The 15,243-nt window shown below is 60.9% G+C and carries 13 protein-coding genes; 3 read left to right on the top strand and 10 right to left on the bottom strand.

What is annotated here, in order from left to right:
* Window positions 1–43 precede the first annotated feature (43 nt).
* From FHT29_RS34950 to FHT29_RS17500, 3 genes are all read left to right on the top strand, one after another.
* The gene (locus FHT29_RS34950) at window positions 44–1,573 is read left to right on the top strand and encodes an amino acid ABC transporter permease/ATP-binding protein (protein WP_168599924.1); all 1,530 of its coding nucleotides are present in this window, start codon (window positions 44–46) and stop codon (window positions 1,571–1,573) included.
* Window positions 1,574–1,642: 69 nt separating this feature from the next.
* Window positions 1,643–2,770 (top strand): FAD-binding oxidoreductase, encoded by a 1,128-nt coding sequence (locus FHT29_RS17505; RefSeq protein WP_047561356.1) that lies wholly within the window; start codon window positions 1,643–1,645, stop codon window positions 2,768–2,770.
* A 637-nt stretch (window positions 2,771–3,407) separates the two neighbouring features.
* On the top strand, window positions 3,408–3,770 hold the full coding sequence (locus tag FHT29_RS17500; protein WP_037197418.1) for a hypothetical protein: 363 nt from the start codon (window positions 3,408–3,410) through the stop codon (window positions 3,768–3,770).
* Window positions 3,771–3,794: 24 nt separating this feature from the next.
* Here FHT29_RS17500 and ugpC read toward each other — a convergent pair whose 3' ends face one another.
* The 10 genes from ugpC to FHT29_RS17450 all read right to left on the bottom strand — a co-directional run bounded on the left by ugpC (window position 3,795) and on the right by FHT29_RS17450 (window position 15,226).
* Window positions 3,795–4,859 (bottom strand): sn-glycerol-3-phosphate ABC transporter ATP-binding protein UgpC, encoded by a 1,065-nt coding sequence (gene ugpC, locus FHT29_RS17495; protein WP_168599923.1) that lies wholly within the window; start codon window positions 4,857–4,859, stop codon window positions 3,795–3,797.
* Window positions 4,860–4,876: 17 nt separating this feature from the next.
* Window positions 4,877–6,391, bottom strand: a complete 1,515-nt coding sequence (locus FHT29_RS17490) for a DUF5060 domain-containing protein (protein ID WP_168599922.1) — start codon at window positions 6,389–6,391, stop codon at window positions 4,877–4,879.
* Window positions 6,392–6,427: 36 nt separating this feature from the next.
* Window positions 6,428–7,291 (bottom strand): carbohydrate ABC transporter permease, encoded by an 864-nt coding sequence (locus FHT29_RS17485; protein WP_174157205.1) that lies wholly within the window; start codon window positions 7,289–7,291, stop codon window positions 6,428–6,430.
* Window positions 7,292–7,311: 20 nt separating this feature from the next.
* Window positions 7,312–8,211, bottom strand: coding sequence for a sugar ABC transporter permease (locus FHT29_RS17480; RefSeq protein WP_047561349.1), 900 nt, complete (start codon window positions 8,209–8,211; stop codon window positions 7,312–7,314).
* 94 nt (window positions 8,212–8,305) lie between these two features.
* Complete coding sequence (locus FHT29_RS17475; protein ID WP_047561347.1) at window positions 8,306–9,559, bottom strand: extracellular solute-binding protein; 1,254 nt, start codon at window positions 9,557–9,559, stop codon at window positions 8,306–8,308.
* Window positions 9,560–9,643: 84 nt separating this feature from the next.
* A complete protein-coding gene (gene dhaL, locus FHT29_RS17470; RefSeq protein WP_047561345.1) occupies window positions 9,644–10,285 on the bottom strand; it encodes a dihydroxyacetone kinase subunit DhaL in 642 nt (213 codons plus the stop codon).
* On the bottom strand, window positions 10,282–11,301 hold the full coding sequence (locus tag FHT29_RS17465; protein ID WP_047561343.1) for a dihydroxyacetone kinase subunit DhaK: 1,020 nt from the start codon (window positions 11,299–11,301) through the stop codon (window positions 10,282–10,284). The genes dhaL and FHT29_RS17465 overlap by 4 nt, the downstream gene beginning before the upstream one ends.
* A 59-nt stretch (window positions 11,302–11,360) precedes the next feature.
* Window positions 11,361–13,244, bottom strand: coding sequence for a hypothetical protein (locus FHT29_RS17460; RefSeq protein ID WP_047561341.1), 1,884 nt, complete (start codon window positions 13,242–13,244; stop codon window positions 11,361–11,363).
* Complete coding sequence (locus tag FHT29_RS17455) at window positions 13,241–14,275, bottom strand: Gfo/Idh/MocA family oxidoreductase (protein WP_047561338.1); 1,035 nt, start codon at window positions 14,273–14,275, stop codon at window positions 13,241–13,243. The genes FHT29_RS17460 and FHT29_RS17455 overlap by 4 nt, the downstream gene beginning before the upstream one ends.
* A gap of 123 nt (window positions 14,276–14,398) precedes the next feature.
* Window positions 14,399–15,226: a phosphogluconate dehydrogenase C-terminal domain-containing protein gene (locus tag FHT29_RS17450; RefSeq protein WP_168599921.1), complete on the bottom strand. Its 828-nt coding sequence runs from the start codon at window positions 15,224–15,226 to the stop codon at window positions 14,399–14,401.
* Window positions 15,227–15,243 lie beyond the last annotated feature (17 nt).

Below are 15,243 nucleotides of genomic sequence, written 5' to 3'. Positions count from 1 at the left end.
GGCGGAGCATCCGCCTGCTCTCGAGAATTTCATGGGGAATTGAATGGACTGGCTAGAAAATCTCCGCCGCAGCTTCCTTGATTGGGATGCGATGGCGGAAGTCCTGCCGAGCATGATCACCGTCGGTTTGAAGAACACGCTGATCCTGGCGGCGGCCTCCACAGTGCTCGGAGTCGTCATCGGAATGGTGCTGGCGGTGATGGGCATCTCGCAATCGCGATGGCTGCGCCTGCCAGCGCGCATTTATACAGACATCTTTCGCGGCCTGCCGGCAATCGTGACGATCCTGATCATCGGTCAGGGCTTTGCACGCATGGGCCGCGCCCTCTTCGGCCCGTCGCCATTTCCGTTAGGGATCATCGCGCTCAGCCTGATCGCAGGCGCCTATATCGGCGAGATTTTCCGTTCCGGCATTCAAAGCGTCGAACGCGGCCAGATGGAGGCCTGCCGCGCGCTGAGCATGAGCTACGGGCAAGGGATGCGGCTGATCATCATTCCGCAGGGCGTGCGGCGCGTCCTGCCGGCCCTCGTCAACCAGTTCATCGGCAACGTCAAGGATTCGAGCCTGGTCTACTTTCTTGGGCTATTGGCGGCGGAGCGCGAGATCTTCCGCGTCGGCCAGGACCAGGCAGTCGTGACCGGAAATCTCTCGCCGCTGCTACTTGCAGGCGTCTTCTATTTGGTGATCACCGTTCCGCTCACCCATCTTGTCAACTATATCGATGCGCGTTTGCGCCTCGGGCGGCAGGGTCAGGGCTCGGGTGCCGCCAGCGGGCTTGTCGAAGTCACTGAACTGGCGGCGGCGTCGGGTACGCAGCCCGCAAACGGTGCCGGTGCGGCGCGTTTCACGGGGGGGGCCGTCAAGGTCAGCGATCTCAGCATGTCCTATGGCGATCTCGATGTCTTGAAGGGCGTCGACCTCGATATCGCCAAGGGCACGGTGACTTGCATTATCGGCCCGTCGGGCTCCGGCAAATCGACACTGCTGCGATGCCTTAACAGGCTTGTCGAACCCAAGGGGGGCGACATCCTGCTGGACGGCGAAAGCATCCTGGCGATGAAGCCGGAAAGCCTGCGTCGTCGCGTCGGCATGGTGTTCCAGCATTTCAATCTGTTTCCCGATCATACCGCGCTTGAAAACGTCATGCTGTCGCTGACCAAGATCAAGAGGATGCCGAAAGGCGAGGCACGTCGGATCGCCGAGATGCGTCTGACGGAGGTCGGTCTCGCCGGACGCAAGGATCACCGGCCGGCGAGCCTATCCGGCGGCCAGCAGCAGCGCGTTGCGATCGCTCGCGCACTCGCCATGGATCCCGAGGTTATTCTCTTCGATGAGGTCACGAGCGCGCTCGATCCGGAACTGGTCAAGGGCGTTCTCGATCTGATGGCCAATCTCGGACGTCAGGGCATGACGATGGCTGTCGTCACGCACGAGATGGGATTTGCCCGCAAGGTCGCCGATCAGGTCGTGTTCATGGACGAGGGCCGCATCGTCGAGGCAGGCCCGCCTGGGCAGATCTTCGACAATCCCCGAAGCGAGCGGCTGAAGCGCTTCCTCGCCGAGGTTCTCTGACAAGCAGGGCTGGCGAGAATTTCGGCAGCCTTTCGATCGCAACATCCATTGTAGACAAGGTTACTCAACATGCATGCTCCCACTCGTCCTTCGAAAGTCATTGTCGTCGGCGGCGGTATCTTCGGGGTTTCAACAGCGGTTCATCTTGCGCGGCTCGGTATTCGCACGACCATCATCAACGACGGCCCGCTGGCAAACGGTGCATCAGGCCGCTCGCTTGCCTGGCTCAACTCGTCGCGTCGTCGCTCCGACGCCTATCATCGGCTGCGTCTTGCCGGTATCGATCGCTATCGCACGCTTTCTGCCAAATATCCGGATGCCGCATGGCTGCGCTTCGACGGCGGCCTGACCTGGGATGCCGACGATGCCGGTAACGAGATCGCCGCGGTCTTCGACTATGAGCGTAACCTTGGCTATCACGCGCAATTGCTTGCCCCCGAAAACATCGCCGGGACGACGCCGGGCGTCGATGCGCGCTCGGTGACACCGCAGGGCGCAATCTTCAATCCGGGCGAGGGCTGGGTCGATCTGCCGTTGCTGATCGGCGTTCTCGCCGAGGAATTTGTGGCGCTGGGCGGTGAAATCGTCACCGATGCCGGTCGCGCGACGATCGACGTCGAGGACGGCCGTGTCCGCGGTGTCACCACATCGAACGGAACCCGCTGGCAGGCCGATGCGGTGCTGCTTGCCGCAGGCGGCGCGGTGCCGGCGATCGTCGCGGAGGCCGGCCAGCATATCGGCGATGGGACGCCGATTGCGCTTCTGGTCAGGACGAAGCCGATCGATCACCCGCTGAAGGCCGTGCTCAATACGCCCCGCGTTGCCATCCGGCCCACGCCGGATGGTGCTTTCGCGCTGGATTCTGCGTGGTCCGAGGAGGAAGTCATCGTGAATGCGGACGGCAGTTACGACATCAAGTCCTCGACGCTCGAAGGTCTGCTGCAGGAAGCCTCCAAGGTGCTGGAGGGCAATCCGAAGCTCGAAATCGGCGATTACGGCGTCGGCCCCAAGCCCATTCCCGGCGACGGCGAGCCGGTCTTCGGAGAGCTGCAGGCGCTGCCGGGCTATTTCGTCGCCTTCAGCCATAGCGGCGCGACCCTCGGCCTGATTGCCGGCGAGTTGCTTGCCGACGAGATCGCGACCGGCAAGCGCCACCCGCTTCTGGCCGATTTCCGGCCGGAGCGTTTTTCCAGATAGCCTGGCCGCATTCTTTGGCATCAGCGCAAGCTGCCGAGCACACTCGATCCCGTCGCCAGATTGTCGACGAACACGGTCATGGCGTAGCATGCGACGAGCAAGTCCATCAGATATCCGATCAGCGGTCTACAGGCTGCCGCTGATTGGCTCGCTTTGCGGCGAGACGGACGGCTTTCAGCGGCCCGAAGGGACGTGTCTTGAAAAGATCTCGCCGAAAATGCCGGCAATGTCAGCAGATTGAAGATTATGAACTGACGGGGGCCGGCCCCGATGAGGCTGAAGGCGGCATTGCAGGCAAGACAGCTGACCCATAGATGCAGAGGCGTCCGGTGAGAAAGCGGCGCGTACCCATCAGCGTGCCGCGCACACCTGTGGCACAGCTTGATTCCTCATCGCGGTTCTCTCGCAAAGCAGGCCCTTTTTGTTTCCACGCTCGATGAGCGTAGGAAACCAGCCTTCCGGGATCGCGTGTGTGTGGTTATGTTGCGGCATATTTTTAAAATTTGCCGCGTAATTTTTCGCGGACAAACACCGCTTTTCAGGGCAGCCACTGTCCTGCAACAAAATGTAACAACTTATAATACCGCGTTACATCCGAATCGGTATATTCGCCCCAGCTTGAACGAGAGGCCGCCCGATGCTTTCAGACTATTCGTCGTCCCAGTCCCAAACCGATGTGCTGATCTGTCTGGATAATCAGCAGGTTGCTTCCCGCATCGGTTCTGTTCTGTCGGAGCAGGGGCTGACGGTGGCGTCCATGCCGGCGACCGGTATCCAGGAATGGTTCGAGCCGAACGGTTGTCAGCTGGTGATCACGCATACGGCAATGATCGGCGAGGTGCGAACCAGATTGAAATTGCCCGTCGTCAATCTCGAAGCCTTCATATTCGATCGCCCCGAACATGTTGCCGAGGGCGCTGCGCGGCAATTCGACGGCGATGCGTTCATCAAACGGGTCTTCCTGGTCATGAGCGACGCCCGCAAGCGCACGTCGCGATGATGCGCGCGCAGCGGCCCAGATAGTTCACAACCGCTGCTGGGTGACCTTGTCGAAGAAGTGAAGGTTCGGCGACTTCAGGGAAATCTGCACGATCTGGCCGGGCGTAAGCTCGGCGCGTTCCCTCATAACCCACGTGATTTCCCTGCCTTCCAGATCAAGCGCGACATGGGTCTCGGAACCGGTCGGCTCGATCACGCTCACGGTCGCGGCGATGCCGTCATCGCTCGCAAAGGCTATGTCTTCCGGACGGATGCCGAGGATGATGTCTCGGGCGTCTGCCTGGGCCGGGACGTGCGCCAGCGGGATGCGGGTTCCGGACGGCAGGGTGAGCGCCGGCGTCGCGCCGCCGGTGATCCGGCCTTCGAGGAAGTTCATCGCCGGCGAGCCGAGAAAACCCGCGACAAAAACATTTTTCGGACGATCGTAAAGCTCCAGCGGCGAGCCGACCTGTTCCACCTTGCCGCCTTGCAGCACGACGATCTTGTCGGCCATGGTCATCGCTTCGATCTGGTCGTGCGTGACATAGACGATCGTTGTCTTCAGGCGTTGATGCAGGGCCTTGATCTCGGCGCGCATCTTCACGCGCAGCTTGGCATCGAGATTGGAGAGCGGTTCGTCGAAGAGGAAGACCTTCGGATCGCGCACGATGGCGCGGCCCATGGCGACGCGCTGGCGCTGACCGCCGGAAAGATGTGCCGGCTTGCGACCCAGCAGCGGCTGCAACCCGAGGATATTCGCGGCCTCGCCGACCTTCCGGTCGATCTCGGCGCGCTTGGCGCCGGCAAGCTGCAGCGCAAAGCCCATGTTCTCCGCGACCGTCATCTGCGGGTAGAGCGCGTAGTTCTGGAACACCATGGCGATGTCGCGATCCTTCGGCGGCAGGTCGTTGACGACCCGTCCGCCGATCGAGATCTCGCCGCCGGTAATATCTTCGAGTCCCGCGATCATGCGCAGCAGCGTCGACTTGCCACAGCCCGACGGCCCGACAAGAATGACGAATTCGCCGTCCGAGATTTCGACATCGACGCCATGGATGATATTGACGGCGCCGTAGGACTTCCTGACGTTCTTGATGGTCAATCCGGACATGAAATTCTTCCCTTGGATCAATGCTTCTTCCGGATACGCAGCGCCTGACAAGGCTTGCCCGGTAATTCCACGCCGAAAGCCGCATCCGCCTTGCCGCCGCGCACGATCGCGCCGTGCCGTGTCGGGTGAGGGATCGGCGCCTCCACCTTCTTGGCCGGCCTGATCGTCATTTCCCATGTGTCGATGATGTCGACGTCATAGTCCGTGCCGTCCTTCGGCAGGCCCGTCGACCAGATGATCGGCTGGTGTTCACCGAGATAGATGTAGCTGACATCGCCATCACGAGCGCCGGAGACGCGCGTCCAGGGCCATTCGCCGGTACCCGCCATCGGCTCGAGGCCGTTGACGACGTCCTGTTCCAGCAGCTCGCGCAGGAAGCCGATGCGCTTCCATGCCTCGCCGCGAAGCTCGCCGCCCTTGGCCCACCAGATGAGGTCTTCCGGATGCGAATAGGTTTCGCCGTGGCCGGCATAGCCGCCGCGTGTCATGGTGATCCAGAAGCGATGGACCAGTTCCTGCGCGGTCAGATTGCCCCAGGACTGGATGATGTTGCCTTCATACTCCGGCTCGTCGTTGACGACGGGCTTGCCGTAGGCGTCGCGCCATTCCTGGGTCCGCTTCACATCCCAGTTCTGGATGCAGGTATGCGTGACCCAAGGCTTGCGATGATCGAAATTCATCGTCTGCTCGCCGTTGTGGATGGATTTCAGGTGACCGTAGGGATCGTTCTCTTCGAGAATGTGGAAGTAGCGGTCCCACTGCGACATCGGCTTGGTGTCGAGAAGGAAATCATATTCGTTGGCAAGCGCCCACCAGACGTTGCGATAGGCGGCAAGACGGGCGGCGAGATAGGCGACATAGCGGAAATCCTGCTCGGCCGACATGTCGGCATAGCCCCAGCGGTCATAGGGATGGAACATGATGATGTCGGCTTCGATGCCGAGATCGCACAGGGCTGCGACCTGCTTTTCGAAATGGCGGAAGAGGACCGGGTTAGGCCTGTCGAAATCTTCTTTGCCATCGGTACCCTTTTCGAAGCAGGGGTAAAGCGGTTCGTTGACGTTGTAGGGATAGTCCTTGGGGAACACACCCATGCGGATCTTGTTGAAACGGGCCTGCTTCAAGGTCTCGAGCGTTTGCGCCTGCATGTCGAGCGGCTGGTGCGTCCAGGCATAGCAGGTGGTACCGAAGGACAGGAAAGGCTTGCCGTCGGCATAGGCGAAATGGAATTTGTTGCGCACGCGCACCGGGCCATGATTGCCCTCCGAAGGCTTGGTGGCGACGAACGAGCCGGTCTTGCCATCGAGTTCTGTACTCTTCGAACGCGTGCGGAACGACCATTCGCCTTCATTGTCCGGCATGAAGCGAACGCGATAGACGCCGTCGCCGTCATAGAAGCCCGGCACGCGGATCTCGCGGCTGTGCTGGCTGAAGACGGCATCGAATGCCACATCGAGATAGGGATTGCCGCCCGAAGGGCCGTTGAAGGCCGCCTCGAAGACACCCCATTTTTCGACGGACGCGTTGGACATGATGTTCTCCTCGATATGTATGGATGATGTGACCGTTCAGCCCTTGACCGCGCCGGAGGTGAGCCCGGAGACGAAATAGCGCTGGAAGATCAGATAAACGATGGTTGCCGGCAGCACGGTCATGACGATTGCCGCGTTCAACTGCCCGTAATCGTTGGAGAACTGCCCCTGGAAGGACATGAGCCCGAGCGGCAGCGTCCACATGTGCTGGTCCTGCAGCAGCACCAGCGCCATGGCGAATTCATTCCATGTCGAGACGAAATCCAGGATCAGCAGGGCCGCGAGCACTGGTAGGCAGACCGGCAGAAATATCCGGCGGAAAATGGTGAAGTGGCTGGCGCCATCGATCAGTGCGGCCTCGGAAAGCTCCTTCGGGATGCCTTTGAAGAAGCCGTGCAGGATGAAGACCTGATAGGGCACGCCAAAGGCGATATAGGGGAGGATGACGCCGGGATAGGTGTCGATCAGGCCAAGCGAATTGACGAGCGTGAACAGCGGCGCCAGCATAACCTGAAAGGGGATCATGGTGCCGAAGACGACGAGAAGCAGCAACAGTTTGCTAAATCGCAAGCGGATCTTGGCGAGAGCATAGGCCGCCATGGCCGACAGGATGAGGCCGAGCGGCACCTTGATGACAGTGATGATGGCGCTGTTGAGGAAGGCGCTGGCGAAATTGCCGCGTCCCCAGGCATTCGAATAATTCTCGAAGGCAGGATCGGTCGGCGGCATGAAAGCCCCCGTGCTGGTAACCGCTGCCTGCGTCTTCAGCGAGGTGAAGAGGATGAAAATGAAGGGCGCCAGCCAGATCAGCGCGACGACGAGCAGCGTGATCCATAACGCGATCAGGATCGGGTCACGTTTGGGCTTTGCGACAGCAACGGTCTCGAAGCCGTCGGACATGGAGGTCGCCGATGTTGCCGTCATTGCTCGGCCTCCTCATGCTTTTGCGTCCAGCGCAGATAGGGGATGACGACGGCGATGGTGATCAGCAGCAGGACGACGGAGATCGCAGCGCCGCGGCCAAAATCGAAGATCTGCATCGCCTGCGTGAAAGCCCAGAGCGCCAGCATCTGCGTAGATTGCGCCGGTCCACCGCCGGTCAGGCCATAAACGATGTCGAAAGCCTTGAGCGATGAGATTACGGACAGCACCAGCACGATGGTGATCGTCGTGCGAAGTGCGGGAAGCGTGACGTATCTGAAGATGTTCCAACGACCTGCGCCGTCGATGCGTGCAGCTTCGACCAGCGTCTGCGAGACGTTCTGCAGGCCGGCGAGAAACAGGACCATGGAGAAACCGACCGACTGCCAGAGATAAGCGACGAAGACGGAGTAGAGCGCAACGCTCTTGTCTCCGAGCCAGTCCTGTATCCAGCTCTGCAGCCCCATCGAGGTCAGGATCTCGGTGAAGAGGCCGAAGAACGGATCATACATCCACTTCCACATGGTCGCGACCGCGATCGGCGCGATGATGACGGGCAAATAGAAGATGGCGCGGAATGTGTTGCGGACGAAGAGCTTCTGGTTGAGGCTGAGCGCCAGCAGAAGCCCCACCATCGGCGGGAAGATCACGCACATGATCGTCCAGATCACCGTGTTCCTGAAGGCGACCCAGAAGACGGGGTCCTGCGTGAAGATATATTGATAATTTGCAAGACCGACGAAGGGGCGTTGCGGGGCAAGCCCGTTCCACTTCTGGAAGCTCAGAACCACCACGTTCAGCATCGGATACAGTGCGAAGATCACATAGATCAGCATGGCCGGAGCGAGCAGGATCAGCGCCTGGACGCGGGGATCATGGGTTCGGTTTCGGAGTGACATTCTGATTGCTCCCGGCGACGGCTGGCGCGTGGCACGAAGGTGAGGGAAGCCGTCCGCCGCGATCGGTGATCGGGGCGGCGGCCTCCCTCGAAGATTAGGTGCGGCCCGAGATGAAGGTCTGCAGCTGCTTGGCCGCATCCGCCGGCTTGATGTTGCCGGCCGCGACATCGTTGATCACCCGGAAATACTCCGTCGTGACATCGAGCGGGAAGGCCTGGTCGCCGTTCATGTAGACCTTGCCGTAGGTCTTGAAGATATCCAGCCATTTTGCTTCGAGCGGCTTTTGGTTGGCATACTGAACGTTCTTGTTGACCGAGATCGAGCTGATCTGCCCGACGAGATCCTGCTGGACCTTGGTCGACAGGAAGTAGTCGAGGAACTTGGCGGCAAGGTCCGGGCTTTTGCTTTTGGTGCTGACGTAGTTGTATTCGGCAAAGCCGTAGAGCCGGTTGGTGTTCGTCGGGAACGGCACGATGCCGTAATCGTCGAGATTAACGCCGCTGCCGCTCAGCTGGCTGACAAGCCAGTCGCCCTCCAGCATCATCGCGGCGCGGCCGGCGACAAACAGCGTGTAAGACTGCTGGTTGCTGATCCCCATGAAGGGTTTCAGCGTATAATCGCTGGTCCATTTGGCGAATTCGGTGAAGGCGTCGGTGGCGCAAGGCTCCTTGGTCCAGTCGGTCTTCATGGCCATTAGCGCGTCATGCTTGTCGGCGCCGCATTTGGTTTCGAGCAGTACGTCCATCAGGCGCATCACATGCCAGTTGACAGAGCCGCCGAAGGTGAAGGCAGGAATTCCGGCAGCCTTGAGCTTCTCCGCGTCGGCGAGCAGCTCTTCGTAGGTCTTCGGCTCCTGAGTGATACCGGCCTTTTGGAAGAGCTTCTTGTTGTAGTAGATGGCCTCACCCTTGAAGGTGAAGGGAACGCCGTGCTTGCCGCCCGGATAGAGGTCGGCAAAGGCGGCCGCCGAAGGAAGCAGTTCGTCGCTCCACTTGTACTGGGTGTAATATTTGTCCAGCGGCAGCGACAGGCCGGCCTTCACATATTCGCCGCCAAGACCGAGACCGGCCCAGCTGAAATAGATATCCGGACCCTTGCTGGAACCGGCCGCCACGCGAAGGGCGGTCTTGTGTTCATCGACCCCACGCTGGACGATCTGGATATGAGTGCCGGGATTGGCGGCTTCGAAGTCGCTTGCCACCTTCTTGAGGGCGGTGTTGGCGCCGCCATTGTCGAAGTTCAGCGTCCACAGCGTCAGGTCTTCCGCGGCGGCATTGGTCCCCACCAGAGCTGCCGCGGCAATCGTAGCCGCGCCGAACCAACGCGCATATTTCCAACTGATAGCCATCTTCAATCCTCCTCCGAGCTAAGCTGAGGGCGGTTTTGGCAAATAGATATCAGCATGTCAACTGGTATGATGAGCTCATCATCATTATGACGTGAAATGAATATGAAGGCACGCTATGATCACCACCGCCGAAGCGGCTCCAGGATCCATGTGTCCCAAGGCGCGATCGCCAAGCCGGGACGAGCGGCCTTTGGCGGCGATCATCTCCTTGGTTGCGTCGGCTCCCGCTTTCCCAGCCTCCAAGGCGGCGGTCAGGCAAGCGGCAAGCGGCTGGCCTCGGTCACGCGCGGCTCGGCAGGCTATCGCGGCAGGCGCCCATGCGTCGACCATCGTCTTTTCGCCGACCTCCGCCTTGCCTCTGTCCTGAATCCCCTTGGCGAAAGCCGTGAAGATCTCGACCATATCGTCGTCGTTCAGCGATGACTTTCCCTTCGCTGATGCGCCGGCGCGTATCAGCGCGGTTGCGTAGAGCGGTCCGGAAGAGGCGCCGACAGCATTGAGAAAGGATTTGGCGGCCGTGTTGAACACGAGCGTCGGATCGACCGTCGTTGCATCCAGCCCTGAAACTGCTTTGGCTGCAGCGGCAAATCCGAGTTCCATGGCGATACCATGGTCGGCGTCGCCGATTAAGCCGTCCAGCTCGCATAGGCGATCCTTTTCGCGCGTCATCGCCTCGGCGATGCGGGTAAACAGCGATTTCAGATCCTCAACCGTCACAGTCGTCATTGCAGGGCCTCACCGGAGCGGAACATGGCGCAATCGCAGGGGTGATCGATCAGTCGCTGGAGTTCGTCATCGAGATGCATCAGCGTGATCGAGGCGCCGGCCATTTCCAGCGAGGTGCAGTAATTGCCGACCAGCGACAAATGGATGACCAGGCCCGCTTCATCGAGCATCATCTTCACCTTGCGCATCAGGATGTAGAGCTCCATGAGGGGCGTCGAGCCCAGCGAATTGATGAGCACGGCAACGCGGTCGCCGCGGGCGGGCTTCATTTCGTGAAGGATCTTACCGACCAGCTCGCTCGTTACCTCATCCGCCGGCTTCAGCGGGCCGCGCGCAACGCCCGGCTCGCCGTGAATGCCCATGCCGATCTCCATTTCATCGGCCCCGAGTTCGAAATTGGGTTTCCGGGTCTGCGGCAGGGAGCAGGGAGAAAGCGCGACGCCCATCGTAAAAGTCCGCTCATTGGCCCATCGCGCAACGCGTTCGACCTCGTCGAAGCCATACATCATATCGCAAGCCGCACCTGCCGCCTTGAAGACGAAGACGTTGCCGGCAACACCGCGCCGGCGCTCCTTCTGCTCCGGCGGGGCAGAAGCAATATCATCGGTCGTGACGACGGTGCGTACCTCCACATCATCCATGGCAAGCATCTCGGCCGCCATGTCGAAATTCATGACGTCGCCGGCATAGTTGCCATAGAGGAACAGCACGCCGACGCCGCCGTCGACGGCCTTGGCGCATTCGATGATGGGGTCGGGCGGCGGCGAGGCGAAGACGTTGCCGATCGCGGCTGCATCGGCAAGTCCCTTGCCAACGAAACCAAGGAAGCTCGGCTCATGTCCCGAGCCGCCGCCGATGACCATGCCGACCTTGCCGGGCCGCGGCCCATGCTTGGCGACGATCGAACGGGGCGACCCTTCCAGAGCGCGAAGGTGGCGGGGATGGGCTGCCAGAATGCCGGCCAGCATCTCGTCGACGGCGGCCGCACCCTCGTTGATCAGTTTCTTCGTCTTCACGCCGGTCCTCCCAAATCACTGCGATTGTTGGGACTAACATGCGCGTCTGCGGGTTCACGTCAATCCGTCAAAGTCGCTGAAGTGACCGCGTAGGCTCCGAGCGTGAGGGCATCGCTTTTGGGCTGGTCAACGGAACGGAAGGGTCCAAGTTCGATCCGGCGCGGTGCGGGGGTAATGTTGACCAGATGCAGTTGCCGCCGCTCGCCGGTTCGCGCGGTGACGAAAGCAAGCACTGAGGTCGGGTCGGACGATATGCATTCGCGCCATTGGCTGCCGGCAAGGCGGGCCAGCGTCGCGACCGAGTTGAAGATCGGGCGGGTGGCGCCGGCCGGGGACGGTTCGTTCTTGCCGGCGATAAGGCCGAAAGGTCCGGTCAGTGCGGAGAGCGTCAGGCATTCCAATCCGACATCGAGTACGCGGGCGGCATAGCCGAAAGCGAAGGCTTCGCCGAAACGGGCGTTGTGCCGGGGATCGGTGTTGGCCATGGCGATGCGTCCGCCATCCGGATTGTCCATCGTGCGGCTGCCATAGGGGTTTTGGCGCATGGGTATGGTCGAAGGGCCGATGCGATAGGGCTTGTTGCCGTAGATGGCGCGCACGGAGCGCGTAATGAACGGCAATGCCTCAAGCGTCTGCATGACGCTGAGATCGTCTGCCGCATGCACGATCGGATTGGTGCAATGCGTAATGAAATCGAGCGGACCGGCTGGAACCCGCTTGCGATTGAGCTCTGTGAAATAGCTCAGCATCCCGCCGCCGAGACGCATGCCGGGAAAGGCTGCATGTGCGGCGGCATAGACCTCTTCCAGCGGTGGGCATTCCGGCCATTCGCTGCCCGGTGGTGTCGATTGTCGGTCGATAGAGGGAGAAATGACGATCGCATCGGGATTGAAACCGGCCGCTTGCATCCGGCTCGCGATCTGCGTTGCTTCGGCAAGCGGTGTTTGTCGACAGGGTAATGCAATTTCCAGCGTCGAGCCGCTGGAATGAAGCGCGGCGACGGCAGCGAAGGATTTGAAGGCATCGGCACCATGGCCGGCGTCGGGATCGAAATGGAACAGCAGTTCCTGCGGGCCGATCTCGGCAAGCCTGTCGCGGGCCGCAAGCGTTGCCTTCGCTTCCTGCGGCGTGATGATAAGCCCGACCGGGGGCATGACGCCGCTTCTGCTACCGCTCGAAAGTGTGATGGAGCCATTTTCTGCGGAACGCGATGTTGGAGCGATCGATGGGTGCCCCCTATCGCGGATACTGAGAACGATCCGCTGCCGAATGGGCTCACCCGCCGATATGCGATAAGGCCAGGGCAAGGCGAGGGGACGGACATAAGTCTTGTAGGACGCATCCGACCAGTTGCGCTGATCCTCCATTTCAAAGATGTCGCCCTCCATGCGGCATTCTGCCGTCACGCTTGGGGTCACGCGGTGTGTGATCGCGCGCATGTCTTTGAAAGGCTGCCACGGCGCGATGAGATCGGGAAACTGCGTCTCCTCGCTGGGGCCATCGACATGCTCGATCGAAACCGGCATGCCCGCGACGCCGACGATCGGATGGAGAATGCAGAAGCCGCAGCGGTTCGTCTCGAAGCCGGTTCGAGAAAGGGCTTCGGCCTCCAAGATCAGAGGTTCACCCGCCTGAGCGGTGATCCGCACATCAATTGCAAGCTCCGTGTCGCCAGGTCCGGCACAGCGCGCGACATAGCTGACGGCGAAGGCGTCCGGACGCTGATCAATTTGTAGGTCGCTGATAGACGGGGCGTAAGTGCCCCAATCGCGGTCGCGGACAAGATAGGAAACCGCGCGCAGCACTTCAGCGCCGTCGTAGCTGATGGTACGCAGATTGCCGTCCTTGAAGTCGACAGCCAGCCTGCCGGCGGTCAGCCGCACCGGCGGCGTGTCCGTCTCGCGCGTTCCATAGAGCTGAAACGGGTCGATCCCGGTCGTCATCGCAGCATTGTCCGGATATCGACGGCGCGACCGCTGGCGGCACTCTCATAAGCCGCCTCGACAAGCGCGAAAGTCTTGAGATTATCGGCCCCGGACGTGGAGGTCTCGCCGCCATCCGCCAGACGGTCGGCCCAGTGCTGCTGGATCGCCAGCACGCTCTCCTGGATGTTGTGCCAGGGGCGCGAAGCCCAGGATAAAAGCCGCGGCGAAGCATCAGAGACGGTCATGCCGTCGGGGCCGTTGACTTCGAGGCGATAGCCTTGCGAAAGCCGGATCGTTCCCTTCGGGCCGTCGAGCTCGATCAGCGTTTCCGGGAAGGGTTCGATTGCGAGCCTGGTAGCATAGCTGACATCGACGATCGATGTCGCACCGCTTTCGTGGTCTAACAGGATGGTCGCGACATCCTCACCCCTAATCTTCGGATTGACCCGCTTCGTGCGGGCTGTGAGCGAAGTGACATCGCCGAGAATGAAGCGGGCGATATCGAGCGTATGGATGCCGAGATCCTCGATGATGAAACGCTCGCCTTCGGCGAGATAGGGTTGGCCGGAAAAGACATCGTAGCCTGAGCGGAAGGAAAAGCGGCCCCAGAAGGGCTCACCGATCGTGCCCGATAGCAGGACGTTCTTCACGGCCTGAATGGGTGTCTGCCAGCGGAAATTCTCATGCACCATGAGGGGAATACCGGCTCGGGAGCAGGCATCGACCATCGCCTTGGCATCATCAAGCGTCTTTGCGAAGGGTTTCTGGCAGATTGCCGGGATCTTGTGCGCGGCTGCCATTTCGACCAGGGTACGGTGGCTCTGCACCGTCGTCGCGATATCGACGAAATCGAAGCCTCCGTCGGCAAAGAGCGCGGCCGCATCCGTATAGCGCCGTTCGATGCCGAACTGCTCGCCGACGATCTTCAGTCGCTCCGGATCGCGATCGCAGATCGCAACGATATGGGCACCTTTGACGTCTCGCCATGCGTGCATCTGATTGACTGCGAAGAAGCCGCAACCGATCAACGCGCCCCCGAGCTCTGTCATTTCAGCCAGCCTGTGCCATTCGCATGAATGTCACTCAGTTTCATGGTCTCCTCCCAAATACGAAACAAACACCGTTCCCGACAAGGTGATGAAGGGAGGACTGACGCCCTCCCCAGGATCTCCTCAGGTGATGCGCCGGATGCTTTCGGCGATCTCCTGCGGTTCGAAAACCTTCTTCCAGTCGTCGCGCATCAGGGCGGGGATGCCGAACTCGATTGCCTTGTTGCAGGCGTCGGAGAAGACGCCGTCGACTTCCTTGAAGATCACGGCACCGAGAACATTCATATGGCCGAGCAGGAAGTCGCGGGCAGCTTCTGCCGGAACGCCGCGGGAAACACATTCATCCATGGCCTGACGCATGACGACGAGCAGCGAGGCGCAAACCGTCTCGGAAAGGCCCGGTTCCAGCATCGCCATCTGCTCGACGGTCACGCGGTGCGAGCGCATGACGGGTGCCCAGATGACCTTGGCGATTTCCTCGCCGAGCGCATAGGCGGTCTCCGGCCCCTGCATCAGGGCCGAGACGATGTGCTGCTTGGCAAACAGGCCACCGAAATGGTCCTTCTTGGCCTGCATGTCCGTCTCGTCGTTGAAGATCGGCGGGTGGCATGGATGGGTGACGAAATAAGTGAGATCCTCGCGCTGCGGCAGATGGCCCGCAAAGGGGGCGGCGGCGTCGAGAGCGACGACCATCGTTCCGGGCTTGAGCTTGTCGACGATGCCGGCGGCGACCTTGCCGATCGCCGTATCCGGAACTGCAAGAATGACCACATCGGCGCCGTCGAGTGCTACCTCCGCCGGTACGCAATCGATGGCAAGGTCATTCTTCAGCCGCGCTTTGCCGGCGTCGCCGACCTCGACGTGGCGCACGTCGAAACGCGAGCCTTTCAGATTCTTGGCGAGCCGGTAGCCCATTTTGCCGCCAGCACCGAAAAGAGCAATTGCAGTCATGATAATACCTCGTTTGC

It is taken from the genome of Rhizobium sp. SG741 (genome assembly GCF_012275435.1).
GTDB lineage: Bacteria > Pseudomonadota > Alphaproteobacteria > Rhizobiales > Rhizobiaceae > Rhizobium > Rhizobium lusitanum.
The sequence above is the reverse complement of the archived record's forward strand: the minus strand, read 5'-3'. Positions and strand labels throughout refer to the sequence as shown.

What these genes read in the sequence shown, in the direction of transcription:
- FHT29_RS34950 (WP_168599924.1), top strand. Translation starts at nt 44, where the DNA reads ATGGACTGGCTAGAAAATCTCCGCCGCAGCTTCCTTGATTGGGATGCG.
- FHT29_RS17505 (WP_047561356.1), top strand. Translation starts at nt 1,643, where the DNA reads ATGCATGCTCCCACTCGTCCTTCGAAAGTCATTGTCGTCGGCGGCGGT.
- FHT29_RS17500 (WP_037197418.1), top strand. Translation starts at nt 3,408, where the DNA reads ATGCTTTCAGACTATTCGTCGTCCCAGTCCCAAACCGATGTGCTGATC.
- ugpC (WP_168599923.1), bottom strand. Translation starts at nt 4,859, where the DNA reads ATGTCCGGATTGACCATCAAGAACGTCAGGAAGTCCTACGGCGCCGTC.
- FHT29_RS17490 (WP_168599922.1), bottom strand. Translation starts at nt 6,391, where the DNA reads ATGTCCAACGCGTCCGTCGAAAAATGGGGTGTCTTCGAGGCGGCCTTC.
- FHT29_RS17485 (WP_174157205.1), bottom strand. Translation starts at nt 7,291, where the DNA reads ATGTCCGACGGCTTCGAGACCGTTGCTGTCGCAAAGCCCAAACGTGAC.
- FHT29_RS17480 (WP_047561349.1), bottom strand. Translation starts at nt 8,211, where the DNA reads ATGTCACTCCGAAACCGAACCCATGATCCCCGCGTCCAGGCGCTGATC.
- FHT29_RS17475 (WP_047561347.1), bottom strand. Translation starts at nt 9,559, where the DNA reads ATGGCTATCAGTTGGAAATATGCGCGTTGGTTCGGCGCGGCTACGATT.
- dhaL (WP_047561345.1), bottom strand. Translation starts at nt 10,285, where the DNA reads ATGACGACTGTGACGGTTGAGGATCTGAAATCGCTGTTTACCCGCATC.
- FHT29_RS17460 (WP_047561341.1), bottom strand. Translation starts at nt 13,244, where the DNA reads ATGACGACCGGGATCGACCCGTTTCAGCTCTATGGAACGCGCGAGACG.
- FHT29_RS17455 (WP_047561338.1), bottom strand. Translation starts at nt 14,275, where the DNA reads ATGACAGAGCTCGGGGGCGCGTTGATCGGTTGCGGCTTCTTCGCAGTC.
- FHT29_RS17450 (WP_168599921.1), bottom strand. Translation starts at nt 15,226, where the DNA reads ATGACTGCAATTGCTCTTTTCGGTGCTGGCGGCAAAATGGGCTACCGG.